General features: G+C 70.1%; 25 protein-coding genes and 1 pseudogene. 12 read left to right on the top strand and 14 right to left on the bottom strand.

The annotated features are described in order from the left end of the window. Nucleotides 1-16: 16 nt before the first annotated feature. Nucleotides 17-676, top strand: coding sequence for a zinc ribbon domain-containing protein (locus ACFY1P_RS03910; protein ID WP_390749591.1), 660 nt, complete (start codon nt 17-19; stop codon nt 674-676). A 60-nt stretch (nt 677-736) separates the two neighbouring features. On the opposite strand, the gene ACFY1P_RS03905 is transcribed toward ACFY1P_RS03910, so the two are convergent. Both ACFY1P_RS03905 and ACFY1P_RS03900 read right to left on the bottom strand, forming a co-directional pair. Then, nucleotides 737-2005 carry a glycosyltransferase family 4 protein gene (locus ACFY1P_RS03905; protein WP_390749590.1) on the bottom strand — a complete coding sequence of 423 codons (1269 nt, stop codon included), beginning with the start codon at nt 2003-2005 and terminating at the stop codon, nt 737-739. A gap of 35 nt (nt 2006-2040) precedes the next feature. Beyond that, nucleotides 2041-2847, bottom strand: a complete 807-nt coding sequence (locus tag ACFY1P_RS03900; protein ID WP_390749589.1) for a polysaccharide deacetylase family protein — start codon at nt 2845-2847, stop codon at nt 2041-2043. A 201-nt stretch (nt 2848-3048) separates the two neighbouring features. Here ACFY1P_RS03900 and ACFY1P_RS03895 point away from each other — a divergent pair, with 201 nt between their 5' ends. The 4 genes from ACFY1P_RS03895 to ACFY1P_RS03880 all read left to right on the top strand — a co-directional run bounded on the left by ACFY1P_RS03895 (nt 3049) and on the right by ACFY1P_RS03880 (nt 7316). Next, nucleotides 3049-3738, top strand: coding sequence for a response regulator transcription factor (locus tag ACFY1P_RS03895; protein ID WP_390749588.1), 690 nt, complete (start codon nt 3049-3051; stop codon nt 3736-3738). Beyond that, on the top strand, nt 3735-5306 hold the full coding sequence (locus tag ACFY1P_RS03890; protein ID WP_390749587.1) for a sensor histidine kinase: 1572 nt from the start codon (nt 3735-3737) through the stop codon (nt 5304-5306). The genes ACFY1P_RS03895 and ACFY1P_RS03890 overlap by 4 nt, the downstream gene beginning before the upstream one ends. Nucleotides 5307-5515: 209 nt before the next feature. Further along, on the top strand, nt 5516-6481 hold the full coding sequence (locus ACFY1P_RS03885; RefSeq protein ID WP_361523811.1) for an alpha/beta hydrolase family protein: 966 nt from the start codon (nt 5516-5518) through the stop codon (nt 6479-6481). 61 nt (nt 6482-6542) lie between these two features. Further along, nucleotides 6543-7316: a DUF6000 family protein gene (locus tag ACFY1P_RS03880; protein WP_390749804.1), complete on the top strand. Its 774-nt coding sequence runs from the start codon at nt 6543-6545 to the stop codon at nt 7314-7316. Nucleotides 7317-7444: 128 nt separating this feature from the next. Here ACFY1P_RS03880 and dctA read toward each other — a convergent pair whose 3' ends face one another. The 5 genes from dctA to ACFY1P_RS03855 all read right to left on the bottom strand — a co-directional run bounded on the left by dctA (nt 7445) and on the right by ACFY1P_RS03855 (nt 12368). Further along, complete coding sequence (gene dctA / locus ACFY1P_RS03875; protein WP_390749586.1) at nt 7445-8824, bottom strand: C4-dicarboxylate transporter DctA; 1380 nt, start codon at nt 8822-8824, stop codon at nt 7445-7447. A 133-nt stretch (nt 8825-8957) separates the two neighbouring features. Then, complete coding sequence (locus ACFY1P_RS03870; protein WP_390749585.1) at nt 8958-10016, bottom strand: tartrate dehydrogenase; 1059 nt, start codon at nt 10014-10016, stop codon at nt 8958-8960. Nucleotides 10017-10097: 81 nt separating this feature from the next. After that, nucleotides 10098-10973, bottom strand: coding sequence for a LysR substrate-binding domain-containing protein (locus ACFY1P_RS03865; protein ID WP_361523823.1), 876 nt, complete (start codon nt 10971-10973; stop codon nt 10098-10100). Between the two features lie 285 nt (nt 10974-11258). Beyond that, a complete protein-coding gene (locus ACFY1P_RS03860) occupies nt 11259-11819 on the bottom strand; it encodes a CGNR zinc finger domain-containing protein (protein WP_390749584.1) in 561 nt (186 codons plus the stop codon). A 237-nt stretch (nt 11820-12056) separates the two neighbouring features. Further along, nucleotides 12057-12368 carry a hypothetical protein gene (locus tag ACFY1P_RS03855; protein ID WP_390749583.1) on the bottom strand — a complete coding sequence of 104 codons (312 nt, stop codon included), beginning with the start codon at nt 12366-12368 and terminating at the stop codon, nt 12057-12059. A 212-nt stretch (nt 12369-12580) separates the two neighbouring features. Between ACFY1P_RS03855 and ACFY1P_RS03850 the strand changes: the two genes are divergently transcribed. Next, nucleotides 12581-12913: an Lsr2 family protein gene (locus tag ACFY1P_RS03850; protein WP_361523831.1), complete on the top strand. Its 333-nt coding sequence runs from the start codon at nt 12581-12583 to the stop codon at nt 12911-12913. A gap of 82 nt (nt 12914-12995) precedes the next feature. On the opposite strand, the gene ACFY1P_RS03845 is transcribed toward ACFY1P_RS03850, so the two are convergent. Next, entirely contained in the window at nt 12996-13523 is a 528-nt protein-coding gene (locus tag ACFY1P_RS03845) for a ferredoxin (protein WP_361523834.1), read from the bottom strand. 95 nt (nt 13524-13618) lie between these two features. On the opposite strand from ACFY1P_RS03845, the gene ACFY1P_RS03840 reads away from it, so the two are divergent. Both ACFY1P_RS03840 and ACFY1P_RS03835 read left to right on the top strand, forming a co-directional pair. Next, complete coding sequence (locus tag ACFY1P_RS03840; protein WP_361523837.1) at nt 13619-14497, top strand: helix-turn-helix transcriptional regulator; 879 nt, start codon at nt 13619-13621, stop codon at nt 14495-14497. Continuing rightward, nucleotides 14484-15350, top strand: a complete 867-nt coding sequence (locus ACFY1P_RS03835) for an oxidoreductase (RefSeq protein ID WP_361523840.1) — start codon at nt 14484-14486, stop codon at nt 15348-15350. Before ACFY1P_RS03840 ends, ACFY1P_RS03835 begins: the two co-directional genes overlap by 14 nt. A 228-nt stretch (nt 15351-15578) precedes the next feature. Here ACFY1P_RS03835 and ACFY1P_RS03830 read toward each other — a convergent pair whose 3' ends face one another. The 3 genes from ACFY1P_RS03830 to ACFY1P_RS03820 all read right to left on the bottom strand — a co-directional run bounded on the left by ACFY1P_RS03830 (nt 15579) and on the right by ACFY1P_RS03820 (nt 17815). Further along, nucleotides 15579-15770 carry a hypothetical protein gene (locus ACFY1P_RS03830; RefSeq protein ID WP_361523843.1) on the bottom strand — a complete coding sequence of 64 codons (192 nt, stop codon included), beginning with the start codon at nt 15768-15770 and terminating at the stop codon, nt 15579-15581. An 89-nt stretch (nt 15771-15859) separates the two neighbouring features. Beyond that, a complete protein-coding gene (locus ACFY1P_RS03825; RefSeq protein WP_390749582.1) occupies nt 15860-16915 on the bottom strand; it encodes an alpha/beta fold hydrolase in 1056 nt (351 codons plus the stop codon). 327 nt (nt 16916-17242) lie between these two features. Next, nucleotides 17243-17815: a TetR/AcrR family transcriptional regulator gene (locus ACFY1P_RS03820; protein WP_361523848.1), complete on the bottom strand. Its 573-nt coding sequence runs from the start codon at nt 17813-17815 to the stop codon at nt 17243-17245. Nucleotides 17816-17959: 144 nt separating this feature from the next. On the opposite strand from ACFY1P_RS03820, the gene ACFY1P_RS03815 reads away from it, so the two are divergent. Beyond that, on the top strand, nt 17960-18697 hold the full coding sequence (locus tag ACFY1P_RS03815; protein ID WP_390749581.1) for an SDR family oxidoreductase: 738 nt from the start codon (nt 17960-17962) through the stop codon (nt 18695-18697). 58 nt (nt 18698-18755) lie between these two features. Here the strand turns inward: ACFY1P_RS03815 and ACFY1P_RS03810 are convergent, their stop codons facing one another. Beyond that, complete coding sequence (locus ACFY1P_RS03810) at nt 18756-18929, bottom strand: hypothetical protein (RefSeq protein ID WP_390749580.1); 174 nt, start codon at nt 18927-18929, stop codon at nt 18756-18758. 23 nt (nt 18930-18952) lie between these two features. Next, nucleotides 18953-19096: pseudogene (locus ACFY1P_RS03805) on the bottom strand (LLM class flavin-dependent oxidoreductase); the annotation flags it as partial. A 175-nt stretch (nt 19097-19271) separates the two neighbouring features. Here ACFY1P_RS03805 and ACFY1P_RS03800 point away from each other — a divergent pair. The 3 genes from ACFY1P_RS03800 to ACFY1P_RS03790 all read left to right on the top strand — a co-directional run bounded on the left by ACFY1P_RS03800 (nt 19272) and on the right by ACFY1P_RS03790 (nt 22541). Continuing rightward, on the top strand, nt 19272-20015 hold the full coding sequence (locus ACFY1P_RS03800) for a class I SAM-dependent methyltransferase (RefSeq protein WP_361523853.1): 744 nt from the start codon (nt 19272-19274) through the stop codon (nt 20013-20015). Nucleotides 20016-20247: 232 nt separating this feature from the next. Further along, a complete protein-coding gene (locus ACFY1P_RS03795) occupies nt 20248-21498 on the top strand; it encodes a DUF692 domain-containing protein (RefSeq protein ID WP_390749803.1) in 1251 nt (416 codons plus the stop codon). Then, on the top strand, nt 21495-22541 hold the full coding sequence (locus ACFY1P_RS03790) for a TIGR04222 domain-containing membrane protein (protein ID WP_390749579.1): 1047 nt from the start codon (nt 21495-21497) through the stop codon (nt 22539-22541). Before ACFY1P_RS03795 ends, ACFY1P_RS03790 begins: the two co-directional genes overlap by 4 nt. A gap of 269 nt (nt 22542-22810) precedes the next feature. On the opposite strand, the gene ACFY1P_RS03785 is transcribed toward ACFY1P_RS03790, so the two are convergent. Continuing rightward, nucleotides 22811-23425, bottom strand: a complete 615-nt coding sequence (locus ACFY1P_RS03785; protein ID WP_390749578.1) for a hypothetical protein — start codon at nt 23423-23425, stop codon at nt 22811-22813. Nucleotides 23426-23466: the final 41 nt, after the last annotated feature.

The raw sequence follows: 23466 nt of genomic DNA, 5'->3' as shown, positions 1-23466 counted from the left end.
CCGGGGGAGCGAGACAGTGAGCACGGAGATCTACTTCGCCAGCAACTACCGTGATCTGTGCGAGCAGTACGGAACCGCGGCCGGTTTCCAGTTCGAGTTCTCCTGCTGGCGCTGCCACGACACGTGGCGTTCGCCCTTCGAGCCGTACCAGAGCGGACGGCTGGCGAGCTGGCTCGGCCGGGCCATCGGCATGGCATCGGGCTTGCTCGGCCGGGTCGGCAGCGGGGTGTCCACCGCTGCCGACGGGCTGGCCGGCTCGGGGTGGGGCAGCGCGCGCGACGCCTCCTTCCGACGGGCCATCGGCGAGGCCACGTCCCACTTCAACCGCTGTGGGCGCTGCAGCGTGTACGTGTGCCGCCGCTGCTGGAACACGGAACAGGGCCTCTGCCTCAACTGTGCCCCCGACACCGCGGGCGAGATGATGGCGGCGCAGCAGCGCGGCCTCAACGACGTGGTGGCGCAGCACGCGTACGACCAGGGCCAGATGCGGGGCCGGAACGTGGACGCGCACACTCCCCGGCAGCTGGTCTGTCCACAGTGCCGTACGGAGACACGGGGCGGACGCTTCTGCCCGGGTTGCGGATTCCTGCTGGCCCAGCAGACCCCGTGCAAGGGGTGCCAGGCCCCGCTGCCGGAGGGTTCGGCGTTCTGCCCGGGCTGCGGGCAACGCCGCTGAGACCGTGGGCGTCGCGCCGGAGCCGCGACGCGTACTTCAATGGGAGCTGTCCTCGACGCGTCACCTTTTCATCGCGCGGAGCGTCGTCGACCGTAGGGTGTGTGCGGTGTCGATGGCAGCCGTACGCGCCCGGTGAGCGGCCTCCTGCAACGGGCTGAGTGCGCGCCGGCCAGGGCCGCGGCTGAGCAGGTCCTCGTACAGGTCGAGGTGTTGCCCGGCAATGTGGTCCGGGGCGAAGCGGGCCGAATTGTGCCGAGCCGCCTCTCCCATGCGTCGGCGCAGAGTGTCATCACGGATGAGGTCGCACAGCGCGGCAGCGAGGCCTTCGGTGTCGCCGGGGCGGACGAGGCGTCCGTCGACGCCGTGGGTGATGATCTCGCGCGGCCCGTTGGGGCAGTCGGTCGCGACGACGGGAAGCCCGCAGCGCATGGCCTCGACAATGGTCATGCCGAAAGACTCCCGGTCGGAGGCGGAGACGGCTATGGACGCCTTCGCCAACTCGGACTCCAGCGCGCCGACATGGTCGTTGAGGAAGACGCGGCCGTTCAACCCGAGGCTGTCGACGAGAGCGGCCAGGTTGCGCTTCTCGTTGCCGGTGGTGTCACCTCTGCCGAAGATCCGTAGCTGCCAGTCCGGGTGGGAGGCGACCACGTCGGCGAATGCCTTGATGAGGAGGTCGTAGCGTTTCACCGGGATGAGCCGTCCCGCGGCTACGACGACCTTGCCGGTGTGCTCAGCCGACCTGGCGGTCATCGCGGGGACGCTGTTCGCGATCGACTGAACCCGCACGTCGGGCAAGCCGAGTTGCCGGTAGGCGTGCGCGTCGGCTTCGGTCACCGTGGTGAGCGCGTCCAGCAAGGGGTAGCGGTGGCGTATCTCGTGGCGCATGCGCAAACCGTGGCCGGCGAGGGTGAGGTGTTCTTGCCCCACTCTGATGGCAGCGGGGTGAGCCTGCCGGGCGATGTGCACGTTCAGTCCCGGTCTGGTGCCGACGACCACGTCTGCCTCCAGGCGGGACAGACAGCGGCCGATGCGTTCATCCGTGAGGAGGCTGTACTGCCTGTGACGGCCGTCCGCGCGGGGAAAGATGCGGGCGGGCCGGGCGTGGCGGGGATCGTCACCGTCGTAGTGCGCGGAATGGCGGCGCAGGTCCACCAGCGGTGTCAACCGCACTCCGGGGGGCGCACCCATGGCCGGCGTATCGCGGTAGCGGAGGGCCGAGATGATTTCGACGTCGTGGTGGGCGGCCAGTGCGGTGGCGAGGTTGAACGTCGATCTGATCGTGCCCCCGATGGTGTAGGCGTTGTGGAGCAGGAAGGAAATACGCATGTGTTGGCACGCCTCCGGCTGGCTGGTGGGACGGGTCAGGGGTGGTAGACGGAGCCGGGATGCGGACTGGCTGGGGCCAGGAGTTGGGGGACGGTGACGAAGGTGTACCCCCGGGCACGCAGCTCGTCGATGATCCTGGGGACGGCGGGAACGGTGCCGTCGTAGATGTCGTGGAGCAGGATGATGCCGTCGCGGGACGCCTGGCTGAGGATGCGGTCGCCGATCAGGCGGGTGTCGGTGGTGGCGTAGTCGCTCGCGGTGGCGCTCCACAGGACTTGGGACAGACCCAGTGAGCGGGTGACCGATCCCACCGTCTCGTTCGTGCCGCCCTGCGGCGGTCGCATGAGTGTGGGGGCCTTGCCGGTGATCTTTTCGATCGCGTCCTGGGTGCGGTCGAGCTCGTCGTGTATCCGGTCCGGGGCGAGATCGTCGAGGCGCTGGTGGGTCCAGGTGTGGTTGCCGATCTCGTGCCCTTCGGCTGCTTCCCGGCGTACCAGGTCAGGGTGGGCAAGGACGTGTTTCTTGCCCAGGAGGAAGAAGGTCGCCTGTACTTTCTTCGCTTTGAGGATGTCCAGGAGCTCGGCGGTGTGGGGCCCGGGGCCGGCGTCGAAGGTCAGCGCGATGCACTTCGCCTCCCGGCAGTCCACCGGCGCCCCGGCTGCGCTGCCCTCAGTGGCGGGTGCACTCCCGCCCGCCTGCGCGCGAGCCTGAGCCGGCGTGACGCGTTGTGGCCCGCATCCGGTCAGAAGGACTGCCCCGGCGACGAGGCAGAGTGCCGCGGTCACTGCTGTAAGCCGCCGGGCAGGACTGCGGTGGCTCGGACGGACGGCAGGGCTCGGCATGAGGGCAGCTTTCTGAGTGATCAGGGTGCGGAGGAGGGCCGGCCCGGAACGGGCCCATCGAGCTCTTGTCGACTGTGAGCAGGCGGGCACCCCATCCGGTGCGGCAGGGGCACAGCATGCACGAACCAACCCAAAGATGATCTAAAGAACCTGAAGGTCATCTTTGGGGAAAAGGGCATGCGGCATGAAAGGCTCAACCCCGTGAAAGGCATCCTGGTCGTCGAGGACGATCCTCAGCTCGGACCCGCCCTGCATCGCGGGTTGACAGCAGAGGGCTACCACGTCGAACTCGTCCGCGACGGCACCACCGGACTGGAGCGGGCCCTGACCGGTGACCACGCGGTCATCGTGCTGGACATCATGCTCCCCGGCCTGAACGGCTACCGGATCTGCTCCGCTCTGCGCGCCGCGGGCCTCGATACGCCCGTACTGATGCTCACCGCGAAGGACGGCGAGTACGACGAGGCGGAGGGCCTGGACACCGGCGCCGACGACTACCTCGTCAAGCCGTTCTCCTCGGTGGTCCTGCTCGCACGGCTGCGGGCCCTGCTGCGCCGAGGCGCCACCGGCGCGACCGGCCGATCCGTGCTGCGCGCCGGCGACCTGTGGGCGGATCCGACCTCCCGCCGCGCGGGCCGGGGCGCCGTCGAGTTCGCCCTGACACCGAAAGAGTTCGCGATCCTCACCTGCCTGCTGCACGCACAGGACCGGCCGGTGTCGAAAGAGGCAATCCTCGACGAAGTCTGGGACCCGGCCTACACCGGAGGCACCGCCATCGTGGAGGTCTACATCTCCGCACTGCGCAAGAAGATCGACGCCCCCTTCGCCACCCACAGCATCGAAACCGTCCGCGGATACGGTTACCGCCTCACGTCCGGCGAACAGCCTTGACGACCGCCAAGCAGCCTCCCTCGCGCCACACACCAGCACTGCTCCAGCGCCTGCCCGGACAAGTGCGCATCGCGCTCGTGGCGGGGATCGCCGCCCTCGCGCTGTTCGGCACCGGGGCGTGGTGGCTGTTCCAGCACGTTCGCACGGACGCCTACCGGACGACAGAAAACCGGGCATTCGAGCTGTCCATCCAACTCGCCACTCAAGCGGCCGCCGGCAAAGAAATCCTCAACGACCCCCTGCGCGGCTGGCCCCTCATCGAGGTGAACCGGACAGGCCGCACCATCGCCACAGCCGATGGCACCCAAGACCTCACCGACCTGACGGCGCTGCTCCCGCCACCCCCCGTGCCGCCTCCTCGCCGGGCAACCGGCAGCCCGCAGTGGGGCACGGTCCATGTCGGCGCGGTCGACGAACGCGACCACGACCGCTTCCACCGTCCCGACGGAACGCTGAAGCCGCCCCCCAGCGGCGACACCTCTCCCGAGCAGAAGGCACTCATCGCCCACCGGCAGGCCCACACGCTCGCACACCGCACCATGACCGTCTTCGCCACCGCCGTGCACACTCCCGCGAACGCGTGCAGCCTGCCAACCGAAGCCGACGGATCATGCCGTTCCACCCTCTACGTCTTCGCACCCCCTGACAATGCCGAGCCGGCCACCGCTCCACTGCGCACCCCGCTCATGACAGGTGTCCCCCTGGCCGCGCTCCTGGTCGCAGCCCTCGCCTGGGCCGCCGCACGCCGCTCCCTGCGTCCGGTCGAGGCCATCCGGCGGGAGGTCGCCGAGATCACCGACGCCAGCCTCGACCGCCGGGTCCCCGTCCCCGACGCCCGCGACCCCGTCCGCCGCCTGGCACTGACCACCAACACCACTCTGGGCCGGCTGGAGACCGCGGTGGAACGCCAAAGCCGCTTCGTCGCGGACGCCTCGCACGAACTGCGCTCCCCTGTCGCCGCGCTGCGCTACGAACTCGAAACCGCTCTCGCCCACCCCGACACCGTCGACGCGCACCAGACACTCCACAACGCCCTCGCCGCCACGCGACGCATCCACACCCTCACCGAGGACCTGCTCCTGCTGGCCCGCCCCGACCGCCCCGCCGCCCACTCCCTGATCGACCTGGCCGGCCTCGTCGCGGAACTCGTCCACGAGTACCGGGACCGCGGTGACCCCGTCTCCCTGCGCAGCAGCCCTGACCAGGTGCCCGTCCGCGGCGACGGCGTACAGCTCCACCGACTGCTGCGCAACCTTCTCGACAACGCCGTACGGCACGCGCACACCGCCGTCGTCCTGGACATCGTCTCCGACGGTCCGGCGCACACAGTCACCATCCACAATGACGGCACACCCCTGGCCCCGGACGAGTACGAGCACATCTTCGAGCGGTTCACCCGTCTCGACGAGGCCCGCACCCGCGACACCGGCGGCAGTGGCCTGGGGCTCGCCATCGCCCGCGACATCGCCGAACGCCACCACGGCACCCTCACCGCCGGCTCCGAGCACCCCCGTCCCGGCACCACCTTCACCCTGACCCTCCCCGGCCCACCGGACACGACTCCATGAGCGCGTTGCCGTAGGTGCCGCCGACCGAGCCGACCGAGACCTCCGCATCGCGTGCGTCATGAGTCGGCAGAGCACGGGGTTCAACCGGACCGGGACAGAGGCTGAGGCGTGCCGGTTGACCGAAGTGACGTCGGAGCGGCACCGATCGGTACTACCATCAGACGTCGCGTGGCGGAAAACTGGTGGCTTCGGGTCGGGGGATACCAGCGATGAGACGACTGATTCGAGCTCTGCCCCTGCTGGGCGTCATCGCCGTACTCGCACTGCCCACCGTGCACGCGCGGGCCCAAGATGCCGGTGCGGCCAGGGTGGTGGCCGAGCGGCGCATCACCGCACGGCAACTGGATCTGACAGTCTCTTCCCCCGCGCTCGGCCGCACCGTCAGGGTCCGGCTGCTCACCCCCGAGGGGTGGAGGCCCCGGCCGAACCGGAGCTGGCCCACGCTGTGGCTGCTGCACGGATGCTGCGACGACTACACCACCTGGACCGCGAACACCGACATGGCGAGCATCCCGGAGCTGCGCCGGTTGCTGGTGGTGATGCCGGAGGCGGGCACGACCGGCTTCTACAGCGACTGGTGGAACCACGGAAGCGGCGGCGCGCCGCGCTGGGAGACCTTCCACCTCACCGAGCTGCGGCACCTTCTGGAGCGCTCCTACGGCGCCGGATCCGACCGGGCGGTCGCCGGCCTGTCGATGGGCGGTTTCGGAGCGTTGTCCTATGCCGCCAGGCACCCGGGCATGTTCCGCGGTGCCGCTTCCTACAGCGGGGTGGCCGATCCGCTCTACCAGCACGGCGGCCCGGTCAACGTGCTGGAGATCGTGCGCGGCCAGGGCGCCGACCCGTACGCGTTGTGGGGCGATCCGGTGGCCGACCGGAGGATCTGGGCACAGCACGATCCGTACGTGCTGGCCGGGGCGCTGCGGCGGCTGCCGGTCTTCCTGTCCTGCGGGGACGGCACCGCGGGCCCGTTCGATCCGCCAGGCGCGACCAGCGCGTACGAGACCCTCTTCCTGGCCGAGAGCCGCCATGTGGCCGATCGTCTGCGAGCGCTCGGCGACCATCGTCTGGTCACCGATTTCTACGGGCACGGCACGCACAGCTGGCCTTACTGGCAACGTGAACTGCACCGCTCGCTGCCGCTGTTGCTCGGGTCGATGGGCGTACGGAGCTGATGAACGAGCCGACGAATGGTCGGATGATGGGCGGGGTCGCAGACGGGGAGAGGCGCTGTTGATGGTCAGTAAGCGGTACGGGGGTTTCCTGAGGCAAAAGCGCGGGTGGTACCCGGAGTCGCGGCTGTGGGCGGCGGCGCGGATGGCCCAGGTGGATCTGACGGGGCTGCGGGATTACACGGCGACCTTCCTGCGCGGCAGGATCGGCAGCCGCGAGGACCGTTACAGGGCCCGATTGATTCGGCGATACGTCGGCCATGGCGGACGTTATCTGAACCTGCGCGGCGGAGTGCTGGGCTGGCCGCGACCCCGGCAGCGGCTCATCCAGTACCGGCTGCGCCGGTCCGCGCGCAGGGCCACCACGAGAGACCTGACAACGCTCCTGGACACGGGCGGCTGGCGTGAGCACTTGGCCGTCACGTGGCTCATCGCGGCCGGCCGTCGCGCCGACCTCCGCGACCGGATCGCCCAGGACCTGCTGGGCGACGCCCCCTGCGGATATGGCTGGGACTACTGCACCGCCTTGGCCCGACTCGGCACGGACCAGGATGCGGGCCTGTTGCGCCGTTACCTGGACCAGGCCCTGCTTGTGCCACGTCCCGCGGACGAGAGCGACGACCCGCAGTGCCAGCGCCAGGCCATGGGGACGCTTCTGTACCTCGACGAGGTGCTCGGCACCGGCTATGCGCGGCCGTTGCTCGCTCTGGGCGGCCTGTGGGAGCAGTGGTCCGGTGAGGAGGGCACGAACTCCTTGGGAGCGGTGCGGGAGAACGTTGCGCAGTTGGTGGCTTTCGCTGCCGGAAAGGATCCCCTGGCGGGTGTGCGGGCGCGATGAGTACCTTCGCGACTCGACGGTTAACGCTGGATCGGTGACCAGCGGTATTCCCTGGCCATCGGCAGCCTCACGGAACGTCCCGCACAGATACCCCCGGGCGGTCGCTCGGGTACGGCCACCCCGTCGCGTCAGGGCTTGGTGAACGTGGGTGCCGCGCGGTTCTCGCCCGGCTCGCCGGAACGTATGGAGGTGGCCGCCTCGGCGGGAGGTCGTTCGCCGCACAGGACCTGGCGGGCGTGGTCGGCGTCGAAGGCTCCCTCCCACCGGGCGACGACGAGGGTGGCGACGCTGTTGCCCACCAGGTTGGTCAGGGCCCGGCACTCGGACAGGAACTTGTCGATCCCGAAGATCAGCATGATGCCGGCGGCGGGCACGGTTCCCACGCTGGTGAGGGTGGCGGCCAGTGCGATGAAGCCGGCGCCGGTCACGCCTCCGGAGCCCTTCGAAGTGAGGATCATGACGGCGAGGAGGCCGCACTGCCGGCCGAGGTCCAGCGGGGTGTCGGTCGCCTGGGCGATGTAAAGGGCCGCCAGGGAGAGGTAGATGGAGCTTCCGTCGAGGTTGAAGGAGTATCCGGTGGGCACGGTCAGGCCGACGATGTCGCGGCGGATGCCGAGCCCCCGGAGCTTGGCCATGAGGCCGGGCAGGGCGCTCTCGGAGGATGATGTGCCCACCACGAGCAGGAACTCCTCGCGCAGATAGCGCAGCAGGCGGAAGACGTTGATCCGGAGCAGCGCGGTCACACCGCCGAGGACGACGATGACGAAGAACGCCGAGGTGCCGTAGCAGAGCGCCAGGAGCCGGCCGAGGCCGGTGAGGGTGGAGACCCCGTACGCGCCGACGGTGTATGCCATGGCACCGAACGCTCCCACGGGGGCGGCCAGCATGACGTAGTGCAGGATCTTGAAGATCACCGTGCTGAGGCGGTTGGCGCCGTCCAGGAGAGGTTCGCCGACGGGGCCCACGGCCTTGAGGGCGACGCCGAACAGCACCGAGAAGAAGATGACCTGGAGGATGTTGCCGTCGGCGAAGGCTCCGACCGGGCTGGAGGGCACCAGGTCGGTGAGGAAGTGCCAGTGGCTCTGCCCCTCCGCCGCCTTCACATACCGTGCGGCAGCGCCTCCGAGCCGCAGATCGCCGGGGTGGGCGTGGACCCCGGCGCCGGGGCGGAAGGCGTTGGCGGCGACCAGGCCCACGACCAGAGCGGCCAGGGTGCCGGCCTGGAAGCAGACCAGCGACTTGAGGCCGACCCGCCCGACCCGGCCGAGGCTGTCGGCGTTGCCGATGCCGGTCACGACGGTCAGGAAGACGATCGGGGTGATGAGCATCTTCACGGCGGCGACGAAGGTGGTGCCGACCGGCTCCATGGCAGCGCCCGCCGAGGGCCACAGCCAGCCGGTGAGGGCGCCGGTGACGATGGCGGCCAGGACTCGGACGTAGAGCTGTCGGTACCAGGGCCTGGAATGCGCCAACGGCTGTGCGGGAGCGGAGGGAGAGGGGACTGCCACGGCGTTCCTCCTCGACGATGAACAGGCACAGGGCGGGGTGCCAGGTGATCCCCGGCAGTTGGAAGGGGGCGCGGCACTCCGTCCCGTTCGGCTCCCGCCAGACGGCACTCCGTTCAGCCCCGCTCCCGCTGGTTCACAGGAGCGTGAGGAGTTTTTCCGTGAACTGGCCCGTGGTCGCCGACCCGCCGAGGTCCGGGGTCCGGACATCGGACTTGGCCAGCACCGACGCGATGGCGTCGGTGACTTCCTTCGCCGCCTCAAGGTGGCCGAGGTGGTCGAGCATCATGGCGGCGGACCAGATCGCCCCGAGCGGATTGGCGATACCGCGGCCGGCGATGTCCGGGGCCGAACCGTGGACCGGCTCGAACATCGAGGGGTACTGCCGCTCGGGGTTGAGGTTGGCGGCCGGTGCAATGCCGATGGAACCGGCTACGGCGGCGGCCAGGTCGCTGAGGATGTCACCGAAGAGATTGGAGCCCACCACCACGTCGAAGCGGGCCGGATCCAGCACGAACTTGGCCGCCAGCGCGTCGATGTGCTCCTGCTCCCAGGCCACGCCGGGGTGCGCCGCGGCACGCTCGGCGACCAGCTCGTCCCAGAACGGCATGGTGTGCACGATGCCGTTGGACTTGGTGGCCGAGGTGACCCGCCCGCCGCGGGCGGCGGCCAGCCCGAAGGCGTAGTCCAGTACCCGTACGACACCGGCGCGGGTGAACACCGACTCCTGTACGGCCGCTTCCTCCGGGAGACCGCGGTTGAGCCGGCCTCCTGCCTCGCTGTACTCGCCCTCGACGTTCTCGCGCACCACGACGAGGTCGACCTCACCGGACACGGCTCCGCGCACGGGGCTCTCGACGCCGTCGAAGACGCGGATCGGCCGCAGGTTCACATACTGATGGAAGCCGCGCCGGATCGGGATCAGCAGTCCCCACAGCGACACATGGTCGGGGACCCCGGGGTGGCCGACGGCGCCGAGCAGGATGGCGTCCTTGTCGCGCAGCTGGTCAAGGCCGTCCGCGGGCATCATCGCCCCCTCGCGCCGATACCGTTCGCAGGACCAGTCGTCATAGGAGCTGTAGCGGAAGGTGATGCCGTGGCGGCGCCCCACGGTGTCCAGGACATGCCGCGCCGGGGGCAGCACCTCGGCTCCGATGCCGTCACCGGGAATCAGGGCGATGCGGTGATTCGTCATGCGCCGATTCCAGCAACCGGCCCGCCACGCCGTCCAAGACGTGGTGCCGATCTCCGTGATAAGGACCGCTTATCAGGTGGGTCACCGGTGCGGTGAGGTCCGCAGGAACGCGCTCGCCGCCGGGGAGAGTTCCGCCTTGCGGCTGATCAGGCCGACCCTGAGCGCACGCCTCGGCTCGAGGTCGAGCACCCGGGCGCCGGCCCGCTCGGCCAAGGCTCTCCAGGACTCCGTCACCACCGCCAGCCCCACACCGGCCAGCACCAGCGGCAGAATGGCGACCCGGTGCTCGGTCTCGGCCGCGATCGACAACGCGATGCCGCCCTCCCGAAGATCCTCCACATACGACCGCATACCGGTGCCCCGTTGCCCGACGATGAGACGGCATCCCGACAACTCCTCGCGGCTCAGCGACCGCTGCTCGGCGAACGGCCCGTCGGGCGGGGTCAGCAAGACGAAACGCTGCTCCTCCACCAGGTGCGCGGTCACGTCCTTGTCGGGCAGGGGCCCCGGGACGGCGAGCAGCCCCAGCTCGGCCACCCCGGTTCTGACCATGCCGACGACCTCCTGCGGTGTGAAGGCAGCCTTGATCACGACGGTCACCCCGGGCCAGCGGTCGCTGAAGGCGCGGACCATGGTGGTCAGGGGCTCCACCGCCTGGGACGGCATGACGGCCATGTCCAGCCGGCCTTCCTTGAGCTCGTGCACCGCCGCCACGCGGGCACGCGCCGTCCGCAGACTGCGGACCGCCGCTCTGGCCGGCTCGATGAGCGCCCGGCCCGCCTCGGTGAGGACGGCACGACGGCCTGTGCGGTGGAACAGCGCACCACCCAGGTCGCGTTCCAGGGACCGGACGGCCTGGGAAAGGGCGGGCTGTGACACGTAAAGGACCGAGGCGGCCCGGTGGAAACCACCTTCGTCGACGATGGCCAGGAAATACTCGAGCTGCCGGATGTCCATGGCGCGATCCTCTCCCGCCCCGGCGCCTGCATGGCAGGCAATCAGATCGTGACGGTGCCGGTACGTATGCGGCGGGCGATCTCGATGGAGTCGCGCACCCGCTGCCGCTGGTCACGGCGGGGCATCGGGCCGATGAACGGGTCCGGGTCCCGCGGGTCGCCGACCTTGAGCGACGGGCTGTCCGAAGCCCGTGAGGGCAGCGGCTGCGCCTGGCGGGCTCTGCCACCGTGCTTCGGGATCTCGAAGCCGACCGCCCACCGGCAGCGTCTGCGGCAGGCACCGCTGTCACCCCGCGGAGGGGACCGTCGTCTTCCTACGGGCGCGGTACGCCGCCGCCTTGATCTTGTTGCCGCAGGACTCCATGCCGCACCACTGGCGCCGGCTGCCGCGCGAGCGGTCGATGTAGACGCGGGTGCACTCGGGGTTGCCGCACTCCTTGAGCAGGGGTATGTCCGGGCCGCTCAACAGCTCCACCGCGTGCCGGGCGACGGTGGACAGCGCCTCCCGCTGCGTCGCCGCCGTCCACCGGCCGGAGTGGGTCAGCTGCGGTGCCGCGGGAGCTCTGCGGGCCGCTTCGTTGAGCACGGCCAGTGCCTCGTCGTCGAAGTCCGTGCCGAGGCGCCGGGCCGTGATCAGCTCGTAGACGGCCTCCCGTACGGTCGTCGCCCGCACGACGTCGGCCTGCCGGGCGGGGGAGACGGCATCGACCATGCCGGACTCCACGAACCACGCGTCCAGGCGGTCCGGTGTCGCGAACATCTCGAATCGCACCGTGCGGCGCGCCCGGAGCGTGGCCGCGAAGTCCAGCGCCGGGCTGCCGCACACAAAGACATGATCCGTGTTCACGTCACCATCGTGACGGGTGACCATGGGGCTCGCAAGAATGATCAGCCGATACCGCGGGCCTCCCTCCACGGCGTTCAGCGCCAACTGGCTCGCGCCGACCAGGTCGAGGGGAGGGGCTGCGGGAGGTACCCGATCGTGCCCTGCACGGCCAACGAACCTGCCATGGGCCGCAGTGCACCGGCGATCAGCTTGGCCCCCTCCGCCAAGATGGCGCCCTCGACCGCTCTTTTCCCGCTGTCAGTCCTCTTCCCATTCGGAGTCGGAGTACGGCATTCCGTGAACGGCGTTGGCCCCCTGCTCATCGAGGCGCAGTTCGAGGTAACCGTGGCGGTTGCGCTCGAAACGGCCGCCCGCCTCCCGCGCCCGGGCGAAGACCTCGTCCCGGGCCGCTTCGTTCTCTTCCAGCCAGTCCGGCATGATCCAGCGGTTGAACAGCTGGCCGTGCGATCCCGAGGCGACGACCTCGTACCCGTACTGGGCGGCGATGTGCCGGTTGGTGGCCTCGTACGCCCACTGGCAGGCCGCGCACGCCAGCTTGGCACCGCCCATTTCTCTCCTCTCTACAGAAGCGGCGGGCATCCGGGAAGGGTACGGACGGGCAGACGCGGGTGCACACGCACTGCCCGACGGCACGGCAGCGGAAGTCGAGTGCTGGCGGCGGCCACCCACCGTGCTGACAGAGCCTCACCGGCGGACTTTCCGGCAGAGACCATCAGACCGATCTCTGCCCATGGCCCGGAGCGGCTGGGTAGCATCTGGCCATGGCTCAGAAGATTGTGACCCTTTACTTGGACGACCTCACCGGTGCGGAATCGGACGAGGTCAGCACGCACAGGTTTTCCCTGAACGGTGTCAACTACGAGATCGATCTGACTCCGGAGAACTACGACAAGCTGGACGCGGCGCTCCGGCCTTTCATCGAGAAGGGCCGGAAGCTGGGCCGGACGAAGGAGACGGGTCGGGCACGCAAGAGCGCGGCCGACGGCCCCAGTGCGGAAGAGGTTCGTGCGTGGGCCCGCGAGAACGGCTATGAGGTGAACGACCGCGGTCGCGTCCCCAAGGAAATCCGGGACGCGTTCGACGTCACCCGCTGACCTGCGAACGGCCGCCCCGATGTCGGCAGGCTCCGGGCCGTGACGGTGCGGAGCAGGTCGAGCCCATTGGGCCCCAGCATTGCTATAGCCGCGGGAGTCGGTCCGTCTCTGTCGGAGCGCGCCGCTCATCGAGCCAGAAGAGGTAGGTCCGCAGGTGTGCGGCCAGCTCGCCGTCGAGATACGCGGCGTACGCGCACGCGGCGGCGGCCGTGCCCTGCCCGGACTTCTCGTCATCGGCCTCCCATGTGCCACGCCAGTTCGCCAGGTATTCCCGGACCCGGCCTCTGTCGCGCCACCACTCCCGGACGGCCGTCGGCGTCCAGTGATCGTCGCCGTCACAGCCGTAGCCGGAAAAGGGATCCGCCTCGGCGGCTTCGACCAGGTGCTGGAGCTCTTCCCGCGTCCGAGGCTGGCGAAAGACGTACTCGGTGAAATGCTCGGCCTCGTAAAGCACCAGCTCCGGCGCGTGGAGCCGACCGGTACCACAATTGTCCGTCGCGGCCCCGTAGAACGGGCCGGGTACGTTGAGCCATTTCCATTCGCCCCACCGCCCCTGGAAGAGCTCGCGCGCATCGTCGAGCAGGGGCACGGGATCGAAATAGAGCGTCACAGCAGAAGGGTAGTCAGGGTCCGGACCGACTCGTCGGCTTGGGTGGGTGTGACAGGGCCACCTTCTCCACCGTGCCCCGCCGTACGTTGGTCGGCATGCACACGAAACGGCTGAGTGAATTCCTACGGGCCCGGCGCGCGTTGGTACGCCCGGAGGACCACGGGATGCCCGCCGGGGTCCGCCGTACTCCCGGCCTGCGACGCGAGGACGTCGCGGTCCTCGCCGGGGTGAGCACCGACTACTACGTGCGGCTGGAGCAGGGGCGCGAACGCAATCCCTCGCCCCAGGTCCTGCGCGCCCTGGCGGCCGCCCTGCTGCTGAAGGACGAGGAGGCCGCCTACCTGCGCGCGCTGGTCGATCCGCCACAGCCCGGGCAGCTCCGGCCCGCCCGGGAGTACGCCGGCCCGCAGCTGGTGTCCTTGCTGGACGCCTGGGCGGACACACCGGCGCTGGTCTACGGCCGGTACATCGACCTGTTGGCAGTCAACTCCCTGGGCGAGGCACTGCTGTCCTGGCTCGGTGGCGAGAGCAGTCTGATCACGGCGATGTTCGTCAACCCGGCCGCCCGGGACTTCTACCGTGACTGGGACGCCGTCGCGCAGGGCTGCGTGGCCGCGCTGCGGGCCGCCAATCCCGACCCGGACGATCAGCGGCTGCGGGAGCTGGTGGGCGAACTGTCGGTGCGCAGCCCCGACTTCGCACGCATGTGGGCGCGCCACGAGGTACGGGCCAAGACGGCCTCGGCCAAGCGCTTCCGCCACCCGCTGGTCGGCGACCTCACCCTGAGCTTCGAGACCTTTTCCGTCAACAGTGCCCCCGGCCAGCACCTTGTCGTGTACCGAGCCGAACCCGGCAGCGCCGCCGAACGGTCGCTGGCCCTGCTCGGCGGCCTTGCCCTCGCCGGTCTCCAAGACGCTCAAGCCGACCCCCAAGACACTCAAGACGAAGGACACCTACCGCATGACTTCATCTGAATCTGACGTGCCCGTCTGGTTCATCACCGGCTGCTCCTCCGGGCTGGGCCGGGCCCTGGCCCACGCCGTACTGGAGCGTGGCTGGCGGGCGGTGGTCACCGCCCGGGATCCCCGCAAGGTCGCCGACATGATCGCCGGGCACGGGGAACGCGCTCTCGCGCCGGCGCTGGACGTCACCGACCCCGAGCAGATCGCGAAGGCAGTCGACCAGGCGCGAGCCGCCTTCGGGCGGATCGACGTACTGGTCAACAATGCCGGCTACGGCTACCTCGCCGCCGTCGAGGAGGGCGAGGACGACGCGGTCCGCGCCCTGTTCGACACCAATGTCTTCGGCCTGGCCGCCACCACCAGGGCCGTCCTGCCGGGCATGCGTGCCCGTCGCGCCGGCCACATCGTGAACATCTCCTCGCTCGGCGGCCTGGTCGGCTTCGGGGCCACCGGCTACTACCACGCCACCAAGTTCGCCGTGGAAGGTCTTTCCGAGTCACTCGCCGCCGAGGTCGCTCCGCTGGGCATCAAGGTGACCATCGTCGAACCCGCCGCGTTCCGCACCGACTGGTCCGGGCCTTCCATGCGCCAGTCCGCCACCACCATCGACGACTACGCCCCCACCGCGGGCGCACGGCGCGCCGGCACCCTGGCCACCTATGGTCACCAGCCCGGGGATCCGGCCCGCGCCGCCCAGGCCGTCATCGCCGCCGTCACGGCCGAAGAACCCCCGTTGCGCCTGCTGCTGGGGAAGGCCGCCTACGACATCGCCACCGCCAAGCTCGACTCCCTCAAAGTCGGCTTCGACTGCTGGCAGGGGGTCACTCTCGGCGCCGACTTCCCCCTGGAACAGGCCGCGAGTTGACGGCGTGCGCCACCGATCGCCGGGGCCCGCTCTCACCTGACCCACGCGGGACTGACCACCACGCACCGCGACGGCTACTACGTCCTCTACTCCCTCGACCCGACCCGCCTCCACCGGACAGCAGCGGCGCTCACCCCACCTCGCCGCGCTTCATGATGGACGCACCGGCCCGGCCGGTTGAGCATCTCAGGCACCACGGGTCCGCTCGGTCCTCCAGGGCCGCGCAGATCACAGCACGAGATCCAACGCCACACATGTGAGGAGACTCCGCACGCCTGGGTCGCCGCCGTCCCGCTCCGGGTCCCTCTGGGTGGCTGCCTTCTCCTCGACCATGTCCTCGTAGGCGATCCGCTCGGGCAGTGCGCCGAATCGCGCGTGGCGCACCGCCGAGTCGCTGTCCTGTATACGGTGGTCCCGCATCGTCAGCCTCCCGTTCCCTCAGTTCCCCCGGCGCTCGGTCCGACTCGCCATCAGTATGGATACGTGCCCGCAACGCAGTTGACGGCCCATCAGAGTCGGGCGGCGTCGATGACGGCCTGAGCGAACGCCTCGGGTGCCTCCTGCGGCAGGTTGTGGCCGATGCCCTTCAGGACCCGGTGGTCGTAGGGGCCCGAGAACCGGTCCCGGTACGCCGAACCGTTGCCCGGCACCGTGAACGGGTCGAGCTCGGCGTCGAGCGTCACCGTCGGCGCGGTGATGACCGGCCGGGTGGCGAGCCGCTTCTCGTACGTCTCATAGCGCTGTTCGCCTTCGGCGAGGCTCAGCCGCCAGCGGTAGTTGTGGATGACAACGGCGGCGTAGTCCGGGTTCTCGAAGGCGGCGGCCGTGCGCTCGAAGGTGGCGTCGTCGAAGTCCCACGTCGGGGACACGGTGTCCCAGACCAGCCGGGTCAGGTCGTGCCGCTTGGCCCGGTCCTCCATGGCGATCCGGCCCCGATCCGTGGCGAAGTAGAACTGGTACCACCAGGCGTGCTCGGTCGCCGGCGGCAGCGGCTGGAGGTTCGCCTCGAGATTGATGACGAGGTAACCGCCCACTGACACCAGGGCCTTGCAGCGCTCGGGCCACAGCGCCGCGATGACGTCGGCGGTCCGCGCTCCCCAGTCGAATCCGGCGAGCACCGCGTTCTCCAGCCCCAGCGCGTCCATCAGGGCGATGATGTCGAGGGCGAGGGCCGACTGCTGTCCGTTTCTGAAGGTCCGTGGCGAGACGAAGCGCGTCGTGCCGTGGCCGCGCAGATACGGAACGATCACTCTGTGGCCCTCCGCCGCCAGCAGGGGCGCGACCTCGACGAAGCTGTGGATGTCGTACGGCCAGCCGTGCAGGCAGAGGACCGGCGTCCCATGAGCCGGTCCCATCTCGGCGTAACCGATCTCCAGCAGACCGGCCTTGACCTTCTTGAGCGCGGAGAACGTGGCACGTCCGCGGGGACCGGCGGCGGGCGCGGTGGCTCCTGTCCCTGTCGCGGCCGAGGCATGCGCCGGTCCCGACGGCCCCGCCAGTGCCGCGGCGACCGCGCCCCCGGCACTCAGGCCGACAGCCGTGCCGAACCTACGCCTGTTGATCATTGATGCCCTCCGCGCGTCTCGAAGTGCCGGCCTGCGACCGCTCCGCGACTCGCAGGAGATCCCACGCGCACACCGGTCCTGATGCCTTTCATGGGCGCGCCAGACGACTGTGGCACAGCGCACGTCACCGGTCAAACAGGTGATTCATGCCAAGTCCGCGCATGCCAAGGGCGCTTGACCGTCAGGATCGTCCGGAAATACGGGCGAGCCGCGGCCCTCTCGCGTCGTCCCTCCCCGCGCTGGGGCGGCGATCTCGACGAGGATGGCGACGGCCGCGAATGGCCGCGCGAGACCCTGCGGTGGCGGAGCGGACCCGTGCGCGAGTCCTCATGGGCGGACCATGAGGCCGTCCAGGGTGAGGTCGAGCAGGCGCTCTGCTTGCTGTCGGTGTTCAGCACCCGCCGAGGTGAGGCCGATGCCTTCCAGGGCGGCGCCGATGTCGGTGGGCTGGATATCGGTACGGATCGCCCCGGCGGCCGCGCAAGCGTCCATGAGTGAGGTGATGGCGGCCTGGATCATTTCCCGGCTGTGACCATAAGGACTGCTTCCCGTCGCGGCGATGGCGCGCAGGGCGTCGATCATGCCGTACTTGGCGGTGACGTAGTCCAGGAAGAGGCGTGTCCACGCGCGCAGGGCCTCTGTCGGCGGCTTCTGGGCGAGCAGAGCGGGGGCGGCGTCGCACAGGTGGGCCACCTCATTGCGATAGACCGCCTCGATCAGGGCCTCCCGGGTGGGGAAGTTGCGGTACAGCGTCGCACTGCCCACGCCTGCCTCTTTGGCGATGCGTTCCAGGTGCGCGTCCAGCCCCTCCGTCGTGAACACGCGTACAGCGGCAGTGAGGATCTTCTCCCTGTTTCGCCGTGCGTCAGCCCGCAACGGCCGAGGAGTTCCGTCGGTCATCAGTGCTCACCTTTTCTTCTCGGGAGCCCTCTCGGCTTGCTAAGTGGAGGCACCCCCACTTAATGTCGACCAAGCGGGGGCACCTCCGTTTTCACTATAGGTCACCGTGTTGACCTGCGCGTACCCCGGGAAGGGGAGCCGATCATGTCGGGCATCCAGGGCAAAGTCATCGCGATCACAGGTGCCAGCAGCGGCATCGGTGAGGCGACTGCCACCTACCTTGCAGAGAAGGGCGCCCGGCTCGTGCTCGGAGCCCGGCGTGAGGACCGACTGAACGCTGTCGTGGGCGGCATCAGGGCGAAGGGTGGCACTGCCACCGGCGTCATCGTCGACGTCACGCGCCGCGAAGACCTCCAGCGCCTGACGGACGCGGCCCTCGACCAGTACGGCCGGCTCGACGTGCTTGTCTCCAATGCGGGCACGATGGCCGTCTCGCCGTTCGACGACCTGCGCCAGGACGACTGGGACAGCATGGTCTCCACCCACATCACCGGCCTGCTCAACGGCATCGGGGCGGTCCTGCCCGTGTTCCGTCGACAACGCTCCGGCCAGTTCGTCAACGTCGGCTCCACTGCGGCCTACGTCGTCAAGACCCCCCAGGCGGTCTACGCGGCCACCAAGACGGCGGTGAAGGTGCTTACCGAGGGCCTGCGTCAGGAATCGGGACCGGATCTGCGCGTCACCCTCGTCTCGCCCGGCTTCACCCATACCGAAGGCGTCGGCAAGGGGGCCGGCCCGGAGGCCGCGGCCGCGATGACCCGGCAGCGCGACGAGATCGCCATGCCGCCTTCCGCGATCGCCTCCGCCATCGGCTACGCCATCGAACAGCCCGACGGTATCGACGTCAGTGAGATCGTCGTCCGCCCTACCGTGCAAGCCTGATCGGCGGCGAGCCGGGCCACCACCTCGGCACCAAGGCCAACTCGACGAGCCGATGTCATCAGCTGGGCCGGTAGGCGTCGATGGGGGCGCGTGCCTCGTCGAAACGGGCCGGGCTCTCCTGCGCCACCTTCGGCCAGTCGCCCGACTGCGGGTTGAGTCCAACGAGTTGCTCGGTGGAGAGCGCGTGGACGACCCGGCCGATGCCGGAGCGGGTGATGCCGTCGGCGCACATGCCGCGCGGCTGGCAACTGGTGCACCCCTGAGCCGGCTGAGGTTGGTGGCCATCCGCGCCACCGACAACGGATGCCGGCAGGGGAGGACCAGCACGGTGGTGCCCAGCCGCACTTCGCTGGTGATGCCGGCCAGCCAGGACAGCGTGGTGAACGGCTCGTAGAACGGCTGCAGCCGAACGCCGCCCTACCGCGGACCCAGCTGTCCCTGACTCACAGCCGCATTCCCGCACATCGGTAAATGCGTGGCGACGCACGGAACGTCGGCGGTAGGGTCCGGCCCGGCCACGCGAGCTTTCGTCAGGCTTGGCCAACGGACCAGCTGTTCATGAGAGGAGCGTTCCGTGGAGGGATTCGATCCCAGGACGAGCTTCGGATATGAGGTGTCCCAGCGGTACGACGACGATCCACGCGGTGATGAGGCCGAGACCGTCGCATTCCTGGCCGGGCTGGCAGGGCAGCGGAACGCCCTGGAACTCGCGGTGGGCACCGGCCGGATCGCGCTGCCCCTCATGCGGGCAGGGGTGCGGGTGGACGGCATCGAGCTGTCGCAAGACATGGTCGATCGGATGCGTGAGAAACCAGGCGGCGACCAAGTCGACGTGATCATGGGCGACATGTCCCGCGCCACTACCGGCCGCACCTACGGGCTGGTCTACCTGGTCTTCAACACGATCGGCAACCTGCTCACCCAAGAGGACCAGGTCCGGTGCTTCCAGAACGCCGCCGGTCATCTCACCGACGACGGCGTGTTCGTCGTCGAATGCCGCATTCCCACCGCGCCCTCACGCGCCGGCCATCAGTACCTCGACACCGAGCAGGTCGGCCTGGAGCACGTCGACCTCGATGCCGGTCGGTACGACCCACTGACGCAGATCCTCGACCTGAACCACATCCGCATCAGCACCGCCGGTATCAGGTTCTCACCCATCAGACTGCGCCTGGCCCACCCGCCCGAGTTCGACCTCATGGCTCGCATCGCCGGACTCCGGCTGCGTGAACGGTGGGGTGGTTGGAGCAGCGAGCCGTACACCGCGGCGAGTTGGCGTCACATCAGCGTTTACGAACGCGCGGACCGCACTGCGTAACAGCACGCCCGGTGTCCCGCGATGATCCTCAGCCAGTCCTGCTCGTTCCCCTCCTCGCCGACACGGCCTACGCTGACGTTCCCTCGGCAGCACCGCGGTGAGGCGGACCACCACGTACTGGGACGCTCTCTTTTGCCCCTCTTTACGAAAACCTGACCATACGGGATAGCGTGTCCCCCAGAAGCGATCTTGCTGTGGGGGAGGCGCGCCGGTGGAACGGCTCGGTATCGGCATGGGCTGGCGCCCGGACATCGACCTGCTGGTCGAGCGCATGCCCGGGCTCGACTGGGTCGAGGTGGTCGCCGAGTCCATCTGCCCCGCCCACCTGCCGAAGTCGCTCCAACTGCTCCGCGAGCGCGGTCTGACCGTGGTGCCGCATGGCGTCGGTCTGGGCCTGGGCGGGGGCGGGCGCCCCGACCCGGAGCGGCTGGCCGCCCTCGCCGACCGCGCCGTGGCGCTGGGTTCCCCGCTGGTCTCCGAGCACGTCGCGTTCGTACGCGCCGGATCGCCCGCCCTGGAGGCCGGGCATCTGCTGCCGGTGCCCCGGACCCGCGAGGCGCTGGCCGTCGTCGCCGAGAACGTCCGGATCGCGCAGGACGCCCTGCCCGTGCCGCTGGCTCTGGAGAACACCTCCGCTCTCTTCGCCTGGCCGGAGGACGAGCTGACCGAGGCCCAGTTCCTCGCCGAGCTGGTCGAACGGACCGGGGTGCGGCTGCTGGTGGACGTCGCCAACCTCCACGCGAACCACGTCAACTTCTGCGCCGACCCCGTCCGCGCCCTCGACGACCTGCCGCTGCACGCCGTCGCGTACGCGCACGTCGCGGGCGGCGTCGAGCGCGACGGCTTCTGGCACGACACCCACGCCCACCCGCTCACCGAGCCGGTCCTGGACGTACTCGCCGCTCTCCGCACCCGCACCGACCCGCCCGGCGTCCTCCTGGAACGCGACGGCGACTACCCGATGGCCCAGGAGCTCTCGCGCGAACTCGACGCCATACGCGCGGTTCTCGCGGCCGGGCCGCCGGATCCGGGAGCGGGGCCGACGGGCTGTGGCCGGGCGGCATCCGAGGCGGATGACGGCGTTCCCGCGCAGGCCCACCGCGCCCGGCTGGACCGGGCTCAGGGTGAGGTGCTCGCGGCGCTCACCGCCGGGGCGCCCGTGCCGGGGCGTTTCGACCCGGAGCACCTGGCCACCGCGTCCCGCGCCCTCGCCGCCAAGCGCCACGAGGTGGCCTCCCGGATCGCCCCCGAGGTGACCGAGGGCGCGCGACAGGACTTCATCGACTGGGCCAGGACCAACCCGCTGCGGGGCGGGGCCCGTTCGGACGTCGCCGGCTTCGCCCGGCACCTCCTGGCGCGCGGCGGACTCCCGGCGGCCCGGCGCCGCGCGCTGCGGCGCCGGCTCCGGGAGCTCGCTCCCAGGCGCCCGTCGCCCGGCACAGCCCGTATCCCCGGCATCCGTGGACGGAAGGTCACTTCATGAGCAACGCATACCTGTGGATGGCGGCCTTCTGGCTGGTGACGGCCGCCTGGGCGGCCTACGGCACCGTGGCCCGCGTCAAGGCCGTACGCGCCCAGGCCGACAAGACAGGGCCGGTCCCGCTGGAGAAAGCGACCGGCCCGGCCCCGCGGCACGTGCTGGAACTGGCCTGGATGCACGGTGGCCCCGGCCGGGTCGTCGACACCGCAGTGGCCGCCATGCACCGGGACGGGACACTGCGGATCACCCGTGAGGGCAAGGTCCACCTGCCGCGCGGCAGCCGGGGGCGTACCGAGGTGGAGAACGCGGTCCGGCGCGCACACGCCGAAGCGGGGCGCGGCGCCTCGCCCTCACTGGCCGCACTGCGGGCGCGGGCCATGGTCCGGCGGGAGGTGTGCGCCATCGGGGACAACCTGGCCGGGCGCGGCCTGTCCTACACCCGCGGGCAGCGCGAGCGCTTCCGCTTCGGCCAACGTGTGCTCTGGCTGCTGCGGTGGCTGCCGCTGCCCTGGCTCGTCCTGTTCGCCGTCGACCACTCCCTGCTCAAGCCCGGCAACCTGCTCTTCGCCGTGCTGCTGGCCCTGTCCGCCTACGCCGCCCACCACGTGCGCACACGCGTCCTGCCCACACCCGGCGCCCTCACCCCCGGCGCGCGGGAGCTCGAGCGGCGGACACGTCAGGGGGCCGCATCCACCACGCCCACCGCGACCCCTGCCGCTACGGGCGTGGCCGTCGGCCTCGGACTGTCGGCACTGGTCGCCCTGGCCCTGGACGGCGCGGCCACCGTGGCGGACGAAGAACTACGGGAGCAGCTCGCCACGGCGGCCGGGGGCGGCGACACCGGCTCGGCCCTCGCCGACTTCTTCACCGGCGGCTGGGGCGGCGGCGGAAGCAGTGGCACCAGCGGCACCAGCTGGAGCTGCGGGAGCTCCGGTGACAGCAGCTCCAGTGACAGCGGCGGCTGTTCGAGTGGGAGCGGCTGCGGGAGCAGTTGCGGAAGTAGTTGCGGCAGCAGCTGTGGCGGGAGCAGTTGCGGGGGTGCCTGAGCGCGGTGCCTGGCCCTGGCGCCGCGTTGGAAGGCGGTGAGCCGCGCGAACTCCCGGCCGCCGTCGGGCAGTACGAGCTGCGCGTGATCCGGTACGGCTTCGCCGCCATCACCGAAAGCCTGCGACGCCTGCCGGACTTCTCCTGCGGCGGCCCCAGCAGCCGTGACGCCCTGATCACCAGCCACAACCGCGGGCACGCCACACACCCCCCGCCGGAAGGTTCCGGCGGGGGGTGCCCGTGGGGGGTTCGTCAACCTGTGGGGGGCGGGTCAGCGGTCGAAGCTGACCGAGCTGGCCTGGTCGTTCATGGCGTCACCGACGTAGGGGACGTTGCCGCGGTAGGTCTGGCTGAAGCCGAGGAAGTTGGCGTGCTGGTAGAGGGTGACGTCGCACTGGCCGGAGGAGGTGGAGCTGACCTGGTCGTTCCAGCCATCGGCCATGGTGGCGAACTCGGGGTAGCGCCAGCCGCAGCCGACACTGCCGCGGTAGGTCAAGGAGCTGCCGCCGAAGTCCTTGTCGCTGTAGACCGTGCCGAGGACCCGGTACTCGGCGGCCGCGGCGGATCGGGCGTTCGTGACGTTCTTGGAGAGCTTGGCACCGTGTTCGCTGCGCGGACCACTGAGGCGTTCCTGGAGCTTCTTGTCGTGCACAGCGGCCCGGGTGTCGTCGGGAGCGTCGGTGACCCGGCCCTTGGTCGCGAAGGAGATGGCCTCTCTGTAGGTGGAGAAGCAGGACTTGCCGCCGTTCCCGGTGTCGACGACGCAGTGCTGGACGGCCTTGGCCTGGCCGGCCCCGGCTCCCTGGGCGACGGCGGGAGAGGCGACGGCGGCCAGGGTGGCCAGGGTGCCCAGACCGATGGCGACAAGGGTGCGAGTGGGCTTCATGAGGTTCCTCCTGGACAGTGGGAGTGGCGGCTCTTGCCGTG

Origin of the sequence: Streptomyces sp. NPDC001407, assembly GCF_042895325.1 — a bacterium.
Taxonomy (GTDB): domain Bacteria; phylum Actinomycetota; class Actinomycetes; order Streptomycetales; family Streptomycetaceae; genus Streptomyces.
The sequence above is the reverse complement of the archived record's forward strand: the minus strand, read 5'-3'. Positions and strand labels throughout refer to the sequence as shown.